General features: G+C 70.2%; 14 protein-coding genes. 9 read left to right on the top strand and 5 right to left on the bottom strand.

Annotation, left to right across the window (positions count from 1 at the left end; all coding sequences use genetic code 11):
• Window positions 1-183 precede the first annotated feature (183 nt).
• The 7 genes from OG417_RS48785 to OG417_RS48755 all read left to right on the top strand — a co-directional run bounded on the left by OG417_RS48785 (window position 184) and on the right by OG417_RS48755 (window position 8,568).
• Window positions 184-1,077 (top strand): FAD binding domain-containing protein, encoded by an 894-nt coding sequence (locus OG417_RS48785; protein WP_329244983.1) that lies wholly within the window; start codon window positions 184-186, stop codon window positions 1,075-1,077.
• Complete coding sequence (locus tag OG417_RS48780) at window positions 1,074-1,574, top strand: (2Fe-2S)-binding protein (protein WP_329244979.1); 501 nt, start codon at window positions 1,074-1,076, stop codon at window positions 1,572-1,574. The genes OG417_RS48785 and OG417_RS48780 overlap by 4 nt, the downstream gene beginning before the upstream one ends.
• Complete coding sequence (locus tag OG417_RS48775; protein ID WP_329244976.1) at window positions 1,571-3,946, top strand: xanthine dehydrogenase family protein molybdopterin-binding subunit; 2,376 nt, start codon at window positions 1,571-1,573, stop codon at window positions 3,944-3,946. Before OG417_RS48780 ends, OG417_RS48775 begins: the two co-directional genes overlap by 4 nt.
• Window positions 3,947-3,950: 4 nt before the next feature.
• Window positions 3,951-4,607, top strand: coding sequence for an SRPBCC family protein (locus tag OG417_RS48770; protein ID WP_329244974.1), 657 nt, complete (start codon window positions 3,951-3,953; stop codon window positions 4,605-4,607).
• Window positions 4,604-5,353 (top strand): SDR family oxidoreductase, encoded by a 750-nt coding sequence (locus OG417_RS48765; protein ID WP_329244971.1) that lies wholly within the window; start codon window positions 4,604-4,606, stop codon window positions 5,351-5,353. Before OG417_RS48770 ends, OG417_RS48765 begins: the two co-directional genes overlap by 4 nt.
• 357 nt (window positions 5,354-5,710) lie before the next feature.
• On the top strand, window positions 5,711-7,465 hold the full coding sequence (locus OG417_RS48760; RefSeq protein WP_329244968.1) for a hypothetical protein: 1,755 nt from the start codon (window positions 5,711-5,713) through the stop codon (window positions 7,463-7,465).
• Window positions 7,462-8,568 carry a hypothetical protein gene (locus tag OG417_RS48755; RefSeq protein ID WP_329244966.1) on the top strand — a complete coding sequence of 369 codons (1,107 nt, stop codon included), beginning with the start codon at window positions 7,462-7,464 and terminating at the stop codon, window positions 8,566-8,568. Before OG417_RS48760 ends, OG417_RS48755 begins: the two co-directional genes overlap by 4 nt.
• 79 nt (window positions 8,569-8,647) lie before the next feature.
• Here OG417_RS48755 and OG417_RS48750 read toward each other — a convergent pair whose 3' ends face one another.
• Window positions 8,648-8,989, bottom strand: a complete 342-nt coding sequence (locus OG417_RS48750) for a helix-turn-helix domain-containing protein (RefSeq protein ID WP_329244964.1) — start codon at window positions 8,987-8,989, stop codon at window positions 8,648-8,650.
• 72 nt (window positions 8,990-9,061) lie between these two features.
• Window positions 9,062-9,553, bottom strand: a complete 492-nt coding sequence (locus OG417_RS48745) for an ATP-binding protein (protein WP_329244961.1) — start codon at window positions 9,551-9,553, stop codon at window positions 9,062-9,064.
• Window positions 9,554-9,741: 188 nt separating this feature from the next.
• Between OG417_RS48745 and OG417_RS48740 the strand changes: the two genes are divergently transcribed.
• Together OG417_RS48740 and OG417_RS48735 are read left to right on the top strand one after the other, a co-directional pair.
• The gene (locus OG417_RS48740; protein ID WP_329244958.1) at window positions 9,742-10,200 is read left to right on the top strand and encodes a hypothetical protein; all 459 of its coding nucleotides are present in this window, start codon (window positions 9,742-9,744) and stop codon (window positions 10,198-10,200) included.
• Window positions 10,201-10,984: 784 nt separating this feature from the next.
• Window positions 10,985-11,578, top strand: a complete 594-nt coding sequence (locus OG417_RS48735; protein WP_329244953.1) for a hypothetical protein — start codon at window positions 10,985-10,987, stop codon at window positions 11,576-11,578.
• Between the two features lie 79 nt (window positions 11,579-11,657).
• Here the strand turns inward: OG417_RS48735 and OG417_RS48730 are convergent, their stop codons facing one another.
• From OG417_RS48730 to OG417_RS48720, 3 genes are read right to left on the bottom strand one after another with little or no spacing between them, the layout of a single operon-like run.
• Complete coding sequence (locus tag OG417_RS48730) at window positions 11,658-12,185, bottom strand: pyridoxamine 5'-phosphate oxidase family protein (protein ID WP_329244951.1); 528 nt, start codon at window positions 12,183-12,185, stop codon at window positions 11,658-11,660.
• Between the two features lie 28 nt (window positions 12,186-12,213).
• Window positions 12,214-12,711 carry a GNAT family N-acetyltransferase gene (locus tag OG417_RS48725; protein ID WP_329244948.1) on the bottom strand — a complete coding sequence of 166 codons (498 nt, stop codon included), beginning with the start codon at window positions 12,709-12,711 and terminating at the stop codon, window positions 12,214-12,216.
• Window positions 12,712-12,735: 24 nt separating this feature from the next.
• Entirely contained in the window at window positions 12,736-13,275 is a 540-nt protein-coding gene (locus OG417_RS48720) for a hypothetical protein (protein WP_329244945.1), read from the bottom strand.
• Window positions 13,276-13,364 lie beyond the last annotated feature (89 nt).

The following is a 13,364-nucleotide window of genomic DNA, read 5'->3' as shown; positions in this document are numbered from 1 at the left end:
CGTCCTCCTCGCGTGCTTCGGAACCTTGTCATTCATCATACCGAGTGCGCAGGTCGGCGGGCCGGCTCGGGCACACACAGTGCTTCGTAACATAAATTCCCAGGCCAACCTCTTGCGCTCTGTCATACAGATGACAAAAATACCGACCCAGTTGATCGATGTCTCCCCGCGAAAGGGGGTCGTGTGAAGCCTGCGGTGTTCTCGTACCTGGATCCACGAACAGTGGAGGAGGCGCTCGACGCCTTGGGTGAGCACGGCGACGACGCCAGTGTGCTCGCCGGTGGGCAGAGTCTCGTCCCGTTGCTCAACATGCGGCTGGCACGGCCCGAGGTGGTCGTCGACATCAACCGGGTGCCGGGCCTCGACGCGTCGCGGGTCGAGGCCGGAGCGGTCCGGGTCGGGGCGCTGGTCCGCGCCGCGACCGTGGAGAAGGACCCGGCCCTGGCGGACGCGCTTCCCGTCCTGGCCGACGCCGTACGGCACATCGCCCATCCGCAGATCCGCAACCGGACCACCATCGGCGGCAACGTCGCCCACGCCGACCCCTCCTCGGAGCTGCCGGCGGTCCTCGCCGCCCTCGACGGCGCGGTCGTGCTCCGGTCCGCCGACGGGGAGCGCACGGTCGGCTGGGAGGAGTTCTTCGTCTCGGTGTTCACCACGGCGCGAGAGCCCGAGGAGCTGGTGACCGAGGTCGTCTTCCCCGTACGGCCCGAGCTGGAGTTCCGCTGGACCGAGTTCGCCCGGCACCACGGCGACTTCCCGGTGGCCGGCGTCTGCCTGGGACTGGACGTCGAGGACGGCGTCGTACGGGCGGCGCGGTTCGCGGCGACCGGCGTCGGGGACCGGCCCGTACGCCTGCGCGAGGCGGAGGCCGCGCTCACCGGGGCGGCGCTCGGCGCGGAGACGGCGCGGGCGGTGGGCGAGCTGGCGCGCCGGGCCGTCGACCCGCCCTCCGACGTGCACGGCAGCGGTGACTTCCGGCGAGCGGTCCTGGCCACGCTCGTACGCCGGACGATCGAGACCTGGCCGGACCGGAGCCAGAGGGGCCGGAGAGGCCGGAGAGGAACGGCGGCGTGAAAGCGGAGACCCGCGAGGTGACGATCTCGGTGAACGGGCGGGAGATGACACGGCGGACGGAGGTGCGCACGCTGCTGTCGGACTTCCTCCGCCATGAGCTCGGCCTCACCGGCACCCACGTCGGCTGCGAACACGGCGTCTGCGGCGCGTGCACCGTCCTGGTGGACGGTGTGCCCATGCGCTCCTGCCTGGCGCTCGCCGTCCAGGCGGACGGCGCGGCGGTGGAGACCGTCGAGGGGCTCGCCCCCGAAGGCGAGCTCTCGCAGATGCAGCAGGCCATGCGCGACGAGCACGGCCTGCAGTGCGGCTTCTGTACCCCGGGCATCCTCATGAGCATGCTCGCCGCCGAGCGCGCGGGCGTCTCCTGCGCCGAGGCGTGCGGCGACGTCCTCGGCGGCCACGTCTGCCGGTGCACCGGCTACCAGGGCATCCGCGCCGCCGTACGACGACGCTGGGCGACCCTGCCGGCGGCGCGGGGAGAGGAGGCCCCGGCGTGAACCGGCTCGTCGGCGCCCGCGTGGCGCGCATCAACGACCCGCGGCTGCTCACCGGCCGCGGCACGTACGTCGACGACATCTCCCTGCCCGGCATGCTGCACGCCGTCATGGTGCGCGCGTCGATCGCGCACGGGCGCGTCACCCGGTTCGACGCCGCCGAGGCCCTCGCCGACGAGGACGTCCACGCGGTGATCACCCCGGAGCAGGCGATGGCGCGTACCCACGAGCTGCCGCTGGTGTGGCTGGCCCCGAAGCAGCGGCACACGCGGGTGCCGGTGGCCACGGACGAGGTGCGGTACGTCGGCCAGCCGCTCGGCGTGGTCGTCGCGGACACCCGCGCCTCGGCCGAGGACGCCCTCGACGTCATCGACGTCGGCTACGACGAGCTGGACGCCGTCGTGGACGCCGAGGCGGCCCTGGCCGACGACGCTCCGCTGCTCTACCCCGAATGGGGCACCAACGTGGTCGCCTCGTACGACATCGGCGACACCGGGGAGGAGATCGAGCCGGTGTTCGCCGGGGCGGCGCACGTCGTGGAGCGCCGGCTCCGGGTGCAGCGCCTGGCCGTCAACCCGATCGAGCCTCGCGGCCTGGTGGCCCAGTGGGACGCGGGCACCGAGTCGCTGACCGTGTGGATCTCCACCCAGGTCTCCCACCACATCCGCGACCATCTGGCGATCGTGCTCGGCCTGCGCGCCGACCAGGTCCGCGTGATCGCTCGCGACGTGGGCGGGGGCTTCGGCTGCAAGGAGCACCTGTACGCCGACGAGGCGCTGGCCTGCCTGGCGGCCATGACGACCGGCCGCCCGGTGAAGTGGATCGAGGACCGCGGCGAGCACTTCGGCGCGACCTTCCACGCCCGCGACGTCGTCCACCGCGCCCGTCTCGCGCTCGACGAGGACGGCCGGTTCCTGGCGATCCACAGCGACATCCTCGGCAACTGCGGCGCGCACGCCTCCAACGTCGGCACCGGGCCGTTCCGGATCTCCTCCATCATGCTGCCCGGCCCGTACCGCTTCGAGCGCGCCGGCACCACGATCCGCGGCGTCGTCACCACCACGACGCCGACCGGCGCGATGCGGGGCTTCGGCATGCAGGAGGCGTCGTGGGTGCGCGAGCGCCTGGTCGACGAGGCGGCCCGCGAGCTGGGCGTCGACCCGGTGGAGCTGCGCCTGCGCAACATGCTCGAGCCCGGGGACCTGCCGTACGACACCCGCACGTACCAGCGCTACGACTCCGGCGACTACCCCGAGGCGCTGCGCCGGGTCGGCGCGGAGATCGAGAAACGGTCACGGCCGTCGGAGGGGCGGATCCGCCGGGGGATCGGCGTCGCCACCCACGTGGAGTTCACCGGGCTCGGCCCGTCCAAGACCCAGCAGCTCGTCGGCTTCCACCTCGGCGGGTTCGAGACCGGTGTCGTACGGGTGGAGCCCGACGGCTCGGTGCTGGTCAGCTCCGGCGTGGTCGGCATGGGCCAGGGGATCGAGACGACTCTGGCACAGCTCGCCGCCGAGCAGCTCCACGTGCCGATGAGCGCGGTACGGGTCCGGCTCGGCGACACGGCCACCGCGCCGTACTCGGCCTCCGGCTCCATCGCCAGCCGCTCCATGGTGGTCGGCGGCGGCGCGGTCGTCCGCGCCGGCGCGCGGCTGCACGAGCGCCTGGTCCGCATCGCCGCCCACCGGCTCGAGGCCGATCCGGGCGACATCGAGGTGGAGGAGGGCGTGTTCAGCGTGAAGGGCGTGCCGGGCAGCTCGCTCACGCTGGCCGAGGTCGCCGAGCGGGCCTGGCTCGGCTGGAACCTGCCCCCGGGCGAGCGCGCGGACCTGGAGGAGAAGGACGTCCACGACCCGGAGAACGTCTCCTACTCCTATGCCGCGCACGCCGCCGCGGTCGCCGTCGACCTCGACACCGGTCAGGTGCGCGTCGAGGACTACTGGCTGGTCCACGACGCGGGCACCGTGGTCAATCCCATGATCGCCGACGGGCAGGTGGTCGGCGGCGTGGCGCACGGCATCGGCATCGCGCTGCACGAGGAGATGCGCTACGACCCCGCCGGGCAGCCGATCACCACGTCGTACCTCGACTACGTGATGCCCACGGCCGAGGACATCCCCGACATGGACGTCTCTCACATGTGCACGCCGGCGCCCCACATCCCCGGCGGGATGAAGGGCCTGGGCGAGGGCGGCACCATCCTGTCCCCGGTCACCGTGGGCAACGCGGTCGCGGCGGCCGTCCCCGAGATCGCCGAACGCCTGGTCGAGACGCCCCTGTCGCCGTCCCGGATGTGGACCCTCATGCACGAGGCCGACCTGCACGACGAGGTCGCGCTGCCCGGGCTGGACGACGACCCCACATCGAAGGAGTGAGCCAATGCGGCTGGAGAACGCGTTCGAGGTCCCGGTCTCGGTGAAGGAGGCGTGGGACATCCTGCTCGACGTCCCGCGCATCGCCCCCTGCCTGCCGGGCACGGTCCTGGACGGACAGGACGGCGACGCCTACGCGGGCCGGGTGAAGATCAAGATCGGGTCGATCACCGCCTCCTACACCGGGACGGCCACCGTGACCGTCACCGACGAGGCCGCCCACACGGCGCGGATCACCGCGTCCGGCAAGGAACAGCGCGGCGCGGGCCGCGCCTCCGCGGAGGTCGAGATGCGGCTCGTCCCGCTCGACGACGGGACAAGGGTGGAGGTGGCCACCGAGCTGTCCATCACCGGCAAGGCCGCGCAGTTCGGCCGGGGCATCCTCGCCGACGTCTCCTCCCGCTTGATCGACCAGTTCGCCGCCAACCTGGCCAAGGAGATCACCGCACCTGCGAACGAGCCCACCGAGGCGCCGCCCGCCGAGCCGGAGCCGAAGTCCGCCGCCGCTCCGGCGGCGTCCACGGCTCCTGCGGAACCGGAGCCGTTCGACGTGCTCGGCGCGGTCATGGCGGGCCGGGCGCGCACGTACGTGCAGGCCGCCGCAGCCCTCCTGTTCGCCCTGGTGATCGGCCTGCTGCTCGGCCGAGCGACCCGCGGCAAGTGACCGCGGACGGCGGCGCGCCCCGGTCGGTGCTGGTCACCGGGAGCGCCTCGGGCATCGGCGCGGCGGTCGCGCGTGCGTTCGCCGCCCGCGGCGACCACGTGGTGGGCCTCGACCTGACGCCGAGCCCGGCCGCCCACGTCTCGGTCACCGGCGACGTACGCGACCCGGACGTGCACGAACGCGCCGTACGGGCGGCCCGGGAGGCGGCCGGCGGCCTGGACGTCCTGGTCCCCAACGCGGGCGTGCACGACGGCGAACTCGGCCTGGACGCCGACCCGGCCGAACTCGCCGAGCGAACGCGGCGGGTCCTGGAGGTCGACGTGCTCGGTTACGTGCTCGCACTGCGGGCGGGCGCGGCCGAATTGGTACGGGCCAGGGGCTGCGTCGTCATGACCCTGTCGGACGCGGCCCACTTCGTGGGCGACAACCACGCGGGCATCGCCTACACGGCGGCCAAGCACGCGTTGGTCGGCGTCCTGCGCTGGGCGGCCAACCGCCTGGCACCGGACGTACGGGTCAACGGGGTCGCACCGGGCGGCATCCCGACCGGCCTGCGCGCGTCGACCGGCGACGAGGTCTTCACCGACCCGGCAGCGGCCGTCGCGGGCGTGGCCGCGCTGAACCCGCTCGGCTCGGTCCTGGACGCCACCGAACTGGCCGAGTCGTACCTCTTCCTCGCCTCACCTGCGGCCCGGGGAATGACCGGCGAGCTACTGCGTGCCGACGGCGGGCTGTCCGTCCGCTGAACGGGCGGGCGAGCTCGGAGGGCAGAGGTGATCCGTTTTCGGCGTTCTTGTGTTACAAGAAAATTCTGGTCTCACAAGAACGCTGAAAACCGAGCCCCTATCGTCCAGCCGCCCTTTTTGCCATCTACGGCCATAAACGGCCGCGAGTTAAGACAAGTCTGGCGCTGCCCTTTCCCGCGGTCGTAAGCTCCCCATGCTCCACGGCGTTCCGCTTTTGGAGCCATACGTTACCCGGGGAGGCTTTGGGTGGCCGATCAGAATTCCGCGCCTGCGCCGATGATGCGTTACGAACCCGACGGCCGGGCGCCTGTGTTGTCCTACAACGTGCCCGAGCCCGTGTCATTCTCCTCTCGCTCAGTGGTCGAACTGGCCAATCTCCCGGTCAAGTTCAGCGAGGCCGCCTACCAGGTCCCGCCTGAGCGCATGCCGGCCGACCAGCTCCGCACGCTTGACGTCACCGCGATCCGCCGTGCCCTGACAACGGGCGACCTGCGTGTCTTCCCCGGCATTCGCAACCCGGCGGGTGGTCATGAGCAGCTCTTCGCCGCGCAGACCGCGGTGGCCAATGCGGGGCAGAGCCTGGATCACACCACCATCAGGCTGTTGGCACAGGGTGTTCTGGGGCGATCCGTGCTGCCGCCACTGTCGGATCTGGTCGCCCCGGCGGCCTTTCCGCTTCCCGGCGCCGCGGGTACGGAGCAATCGGTGCGCGAGGCCGCCACGGCAGTGGGGTCCATGGCCTACTACCAGGCGCCCACCCGTCTTACGGCGGCGGTCGGCGCCGCGGCCTCGGCCACCGACACGCTTTCGGCGCAGTCCATCCAGCGCTCGCTGGTCAACCTCAGCGTGGAGGACATTCAGGCCCAGGCCCAGCAGGGACGCCGGCTCAACGTCTTCCGGTCGCTGTGGGGCACGTACCGGTACAACTGGCTGGACGAGCCGGCCCAGACGCGTCCGCGCATCATGCTGGTCTTTACCTACCGGCTGTCCTCCTTCCTCGGAGCCTACGGCGCCGGCCGCACTCTCAAGACCTTCTCGCTGCTGCCCGGCGAGAAGACCACGATCAGCATGAAGACCTGGACGAAGACGGAGTCCGAACGCAAGCAGGCCTCGAGCATCCTGGATTCCGTCACCGAGGAGGCCTGCCAGGACTTCGAGAACGCCGTGCAGGACGAGCAGACCTCCAAGGACGCCAAGCAGGACAGTTTCGAGTACCACGTCGACGCCGAGGCCTCGGGCTCTTGGGGTTTCGCCTCCGCCAAGGTCGATGCCGGTGTCAAGGGCGGCATGGCCTCCCAGCACGAGCAGACGTCCAAGAACGTCACCAACGCGGTCAACAAACATGCGAGCAAGTCCTCCGCCAAGCGGGATGTGAACGTCAACACCAGCGCCGAGGTCAAAGAGTCCTCCGGGGAGGAAACCTCGATCACTCGGGAGATCGCCAATATCAACGTCGGGCGCACTTTGAACTTCGTCTTCCGGCAGCTCAATCAGGAGCACGTTTCGCTCCTGCACGTCACCGACGTCCACGTCGGATTCTTCAACGGCTACGGGGAATCCTCCAGGGAGGTGCCTTTGCATGAGGTGGACGACCTGCTGGAGCAGGTCTGCGCCGGCGATACGGCCGCCGCCAAGGCCGTCATCATGGAAGCCGCCGGGACCGTCTGGAACCACCTCGGGAATCCGGTGCCCTTCGTGGAGCAGCGAACGGTTCCCGGATCGGACGGTGATTCCTATTGGCGCGTCATCCCGCAGCGTTCATCCTTCACCGACCCCTCCACCGGGGACGCCTTCGAGGTCGACGGCGTGATCACCGCCGTCAACCGGTTCACCATGCGTACGGAGGGTGTGATCGTGGACGCCCTGCTCGGACAGGGTGATGCCCTGGACGTCTACTCGCACGGCATCCAGGACGCGGCCGTGGGCGACCGGGAGGCCGACGTGGCGCACAAGCTGCTCGCCCGTCAGATCGTCTCCGCGGCCACCGGGGACCAGGCGGACGCCTTCCGCAAGGTGTACTTCCCGCCGGTCGGGAGCGCCTCGGTGAACGTGACCCTCGACAACGACGGAACCGGTTCCGGGACGAGTACGGACGCCGGCGGGTCGATGTGACGAACCCGTTGCTTCCCCTGACCGCGCTTCCCGACGCGCCGCTCGCCAAGAGCTCCGACCTCATGCCGGACGCCGCCCTGACCCAGCGGCGCCCGCCGCGCGGCGCTTCGAGCCCTGACGGCGGGACTCCCCTCACACCGGCGGCCGGACCTCCGCAGAGGGCGTCGTGGGGTGCCACACTCACCCCGAACGAGAGCCATCCCGAGGTCTTCGCGCGGATGGTTCCCGACAGACGCTGGTACGAACTCGCCCAGGGCTGGCTCTCAGAAAACCCGCTGGACCCCCAGCGGAATACCTATGAGTTCACCGCCACAGTCGGTGCCGGCATCGGCCGGAACAACACCGTGACCATCCCGGCTCCGGGTCCGTGGACCTTCGGGTTCGTCCAGCTGTGCACGGCCGCGTACATCCGTGCGGACTACTGGGGGCAGGGGCCGGGGCCGACGCCGGCGCCGGTGTTCCTACAGTGGTCGCTCGACGGCGCGACGCTGGACTCGACTCGCGACAGTCGCTCGAGTTCGGCGCCCTGGTTCGACGCGAACCAGAATGTTCGTTTCGATATCAACGACGGCACCGATCCGGCACAGCAAGGCCCCACGAACATCAGGCTGCTGGACCGGCCGAAGTTCAGCTTCCACAGCCGGATGGGCCCTGGCGACCAGCCGCTGCTGCGCCGCGTCGCCGTCGCCTACGTCTTCCAGGCCTACGTCGTCGCCAACCCCGCCACTCTCAACGCCGCGGCGACGAGTTGTCAGGTACTGGCGGCGACGGCACCCATGCGGCTCCGGCAGGTGGTCAACTTCACCGTCGTACGAGATACCACCACCACGCGTTGGATCCACCGGCATGAACCGGTGACCAGCGAGTTGTCGATCGGAACTCTCCCCAACCCGCCACGACGACTCGCGATCCCCCAGGGCGACACGCTTCTGGAGCAGATCAAACGCGAAACCACCTCGACCGGAGGCCTCTACCAATTCGGCGTGGACGTCGAGCACCCCCGCGCGGTTCCGGCGGAGGAACTGGACGTGACCCCAAATGACGTCGCGCGGGTCGGACAGACGCCGGCACTTCCGGGCCTCCCTCACGCGCTCTTCGGCTGACCCCGCGGATCGCCCCATCCGGGTGCCGAATGGGGCGATCCGCGGCAAGCGCCGTCCGCAACAGGTGGAGACCGCCTCATCACAACCATCCGCCACGATCCCGCAACGCCGTCTGTTCGATGAGAATCCGGCGCATCATGCCGTAGCTCACGCCGAACTCGGCCGCAACCCGGCGGATCGACCAGCCCTGGTCGTACAGCCGGGCCGCATCCTCCCCGATCTGCCGCTCGGTGGTGTTCGCGGTCCGCAGGGCCAGCACCTCGCCGCGCCGGTAGCGGCGATGACCGCCAGGCGTATGGAGGGAAGGCTTGATGATCCCGTCCCGCGCCCACCGGGCGAGCGTGGTGGTCCGTACGCCCAGCAACGCGGCCGCCTCACGCGGCGTGAGCAGATCATCGAAGTCAGGAATGGCAGATGACATGGGGGAGAGCCGATCCAGTCGAGTATTAGAAGCGGGACGTCCGGCACGGCCATCGCCGGGCGCGATAACGGCTCAGGGCTTGAGTGACTTTCCCTCCTCGGGCGTCAGCTCCACGCCGGTGCGGGCCACGACCACGTGGATCGTCTTGTGCTCATCGGCCCGCTCGACCCAGGTCATGGCCGCGAGGTGGCGGATGATCGGGATGCCCCGGCCCGAGATCGGAAGTGGCCCGTGGCCGGTCTCTCTGGGCAGGTCCGGTGCCGTGTCGACTGCGGAGATGTGGGTCCAGCGGGGGCGGACGGCAAGGCCGAGATGAACCGGTCTGCCATCGTCTTGCGCGCGCTTCATCCTGGCGACCTCGCGGACGGCGTTGGTGATCAGCTCCGACACCACCAGGACAACATCGTCGAGGTGGTCGGCGTCGGTCGCGGCCACCTCGGCGAGGACGCCTTCGGTGAACCGACGTGCCTGCGCCACCGATTCGGGCACGGCCGGCAGCGATCGCCACCTCCGGTCGGCCACGGTTCCAAGAACTAACCGCCCGATCTCACTCGCTCGGTGCATCGGATGATCTTGAGAACCGACAGTCGCGCTACTCACTGGCCACCCCCAGCAGGGAAGCGGCGGCCGGTCCACGGGCGGTAAGGGAGCTGGCAAGCTGGTCCAGCGCTGTCAACGCGGTCATGCGGATCAGTGAATCGGGCGGTCGCGGTCGGCAGGAGATGACATCTGGTGACACGGGAAGGGACGTCATGCCGCGCGCCGTGACGATCACTGGGACACGGTCAACGGAGCATCGCCCGTTCGAGGAATACCGGCATCTGTTCGAGGAGTACCTCGCCCCGTTCGCCCTTGACGGCGTCCGGTTCTATCTGGGCGGCGCGAAAGGCATCGACAGCTTGGCTCTGCTGTGGCTGACGCGGGAGACCCGCGTACACCTGACGGTCGCCGTACCGGCTCGGCTGGCCGACCAACCCGAAGACGCACGCCAGGCCATCGCTGCTGCGAAGGACGCCGACCGGCTCGATGAAGTGGTCGAGCTCGGCGGCCCGTTGGCGACGCCGGGCTATCACGCGCGGAACCGGTGGATGGTCGACCGGTCGGGAATGGTCATCGGCTTCCCACGAGCGGGAACCACCACCGGCGGTACCTACTACACCCTCGATTACGCCGCGAAGCTGGACAAACCGCGGATGGTGCTGCCCGTCTGAGATGTCAGTGGTGTACTGCGAGAGTGACTGTCGGCAGGGACAACGCAGCCGCGACGCTGCAACGACTGCGTGTCGCGCGTGGCATGTCGTGGTCCGCTCTCGCCACTGCGCTGCGGGAAACCGCGCGGAGGCTGCGCATCGACCGGATCGCGTCCGCGCAGCAGGCCAGCGTGCGACGTGCCATCGCCCGTTGGGAAGCCGGGGCGGCCGTTCCGGACGAGCAGTATCGGCTGCTGCTCGCGTACGTCTACACGCGCACCCCGGCCGGAGACGTCGCGCTCGGCCCCGGCTCCGATATGGCCGAGCTGCTCGACGCGTATGCGGGATACGGCGTCGAGAAGGCCGCCATTGACGAACTGGCCTCGACCGTCACCGCGTCGGTCACCGGGAGCGGCGGACACCTGCTGGCCTTCCTCAACCCGTCGTTGCGTGGGGCGTTGACGGCCGCGCTCTGCCGATCCGGCGACGCTGGACCACTCCGTCCTCGACGCACTCGGCGTCGCGTCCGTCGCCGTCGACCGGCAGATCGGAACCATTCCGTTCGTCCGGCTGCATCTCGCCCAGGCAGCGATCACCGAAGCGTGCCGTCATCTGCTCGCCGGTCCTGTCCCGGCCCCGGTCGCGGGGGCGTTGAGGCGAGTCGCGGCGGAGGCGTTCGCGCTGGCTGCGCGCCTCGCGTTCGAACCCACGATGACGTGCGGCGCTCGCCCTGTACCGGCAGGCCGTGCGGGCCGCCGACCCGGCGTTTCCGGAGCGGCGCGCACTGATCCGAACGAGTCAGACGATGGTCACCTACTACGCCACGGGCGACATCGCTGCCGCCCACCGGATCGCGGACGCGGCCGTCGCCGACGCTCGCCGCGGTAAAAGCGCGCTGATGCGGGCGCGAGCACACGCCCTCCAAGCGGAGATCGCCGCACGCGGGGCACCACCTGCGGAACGGCGGGCCCGGACGGCACTGCACCTGGCGTACCACGACGTTGACCGCGACACCTCCGGAGATCCGATGCCGCGGGTGTTCTCCGCCGGCCGGTTGCATGGGTTCATGGGAGTATGCGGCATCTTCCTCGGTGAGGCCGCCGAGGCGGAACGGCAGTTGTCGGCGGCTGCGGCGGAGCTGACCCGGCCGCGTGAGTCGGTGCAGCGGGCGATCGTGTTAACAGATCGGGCGCTGGCGCTTTTGCACACCGGGGAACCAGGCGGGCCGGCGACGGCGGCGACGGATCTTCACGAGTGCGTGACGCTGACAGCGGCGACGCGCGGCCGGGTGCCCGCCCAGCGGCTTCGGACGGCGCGGCTCGCGCTGCGACCATGGCACGGTGAGCCATTCGTCGCCGAGCTGGACGACCACATGCACACCGCCCTGATCGGCCTGTGACGAAGAGCGCCAGCGCTTTTCATCGAGGTGAAACACGGCTCCAGCTCGATCCGTACGCGGTGCCAATCGATCAGCCGTGTCACACGCTCTCGCCGGTGAGCTTCGCGAGGTCAGGGGCGAAGACGGTCATCCAGTGCGGGTGCAGCCGGTAGAAGACCACGTCGTCGTCCCAGTCGAAGGCGTCGTCGCCGTAGAAGTCCTTGAAGTACGCGAGCAGGTCCGGCCAGTCCGCGGCCGGCTCGGCGTCCTCGGGGTTGAGGATCTCCACGTTGCCGTGCGTGAACACGCCCAGGTCCTCGCCGCGCATGTGGGCGACGCTGGCCGCGGGGCGGGTCGCGAGGTGGCGGGCCTTGGCGGCGCCGCGCGCCGTGCCGAAGTGCCACTTGCCGTGCAGGAAATGCCCGTCCGCGCCGCTGATCCGCGGCTCGCCCTTCGCCGTCACGGTGGACAGGGCGAGAGTGCACATGCCGGTGAGGACCTGCGTGAGCTGCTCCGCGGTCAGGGTGCGTTCGGCGTTGATGATCGAGCGGAGGTGGGCGGTGGACCGGGACAGGGAGGCGTCGAGCAGGACCTGAAGCTCGTTGAGTTCTTCCGGCGTTTCACGCATCCAGTCACTGTAGCCAGGGTGGGCCCGGCTACTGGAGTGCCAGGTCGCGCTGGTACCAGGTGCCTGGCTTACCGCCGATGTCCGCCGGATCGGCCGGGCCGATGGGGACGAACCCGGCCTTGGCCAGCACCTTCTGAGACGCGACATTGCCGTGGGAGGTGGCCGCCCTCAGTGTGTGCAGGCCGTACCGCGCCGCTGCCAGTCGGCACAGTTCCCGTACGGTCGCGGTCGCCACGCCGCGGCCGGTGACGTGCCGCGCGACGCGGTAGCCGAGTTCGGCAGTGCCGTCGTCCGCGAAGATCAGGTTGAACCGGCCCAGGACCGAGCCGTCCTCGTCGACGAGCACATGGAAGGCGCCGACGCCGGCCTCCTGCTCGGCCAGCAAGGCGTCGTACCGGTCGGTGAACCGGTCGAAGAACTCATCGCCGCGGTCGGAGATCGAGGCGGCGAAGTAGGCGCGGTTCGCCAGCTCGAAGGCCAGGACCGCCGGGGCATGGTCGGCGCGCAGCCGCTCCAGCTCAGGCACGACGCGACTCTACTCGGAGGCCCCTCAGACGTGCCGTTCGTCGGGGAAATCCTCGGAGAACCGGTCCGCGGCTGTGGCCGCCGAGATGCATTCGTGGGAGTGGTACCAGGTTCCGGCACCGTGGAGAAGCGGCTCCGGGCCCGCGTCGGTCGTGAAGGTGAAGTCGATGCGCTCGCGCCCAGGCCGGGTGCGCAGGCCACGCTGGCCCGGTATCCCCGGGAGCGGTTCCCACGGGCAGCGTGCGGCTGTCAGAGCGTCGGTCACCTGGCCGTAGGTCACCTTCGCGGGCAGCGTCACGGCTCTCGTGGCCATCCTCGACCTGGGCAGTTCCACGGTGCCGCGCCAGGTCGGCACCGTGATGGACGCGACGATGCGACAGCGGCACACCACGAACTCCACATCGCCGTAGGAGTACAGGTGCGGCCACCTGTGCCGCTTGTCGATCCGCCCGATGTCCCACGGCATCCCGTAGACCGCGACCGGCTCTCGCAGGCCGGCGCCGAGGTGAAGCGATCCGACCCGGCCGGTCGAGCCGAACTCCGCCAAGAGGTCGAGTACATCCACGCGCCGAGCCTCTCACCGGTTTCCGCCACGATGGCGTCCGCGAACACTTCTCACCGTATTGGCGAAGGGAGAGTGACCACCCACCCGAG

It is taken from the genome of Actinoallomurus sp. NBC_01490 (genome assembly GCF_036227085.1).
In the GTDB taxonomy this organism is placed as follows: Bacteria; Actinomycetota; Actinomycetes; order Streptosporangiales; family Streptosporangiaceae; genus Actinoallomurus; species Actinoallomurus oryzae.
This window is presented reverse-complemented; position numbering and strand designations above follow the sequence as displayed.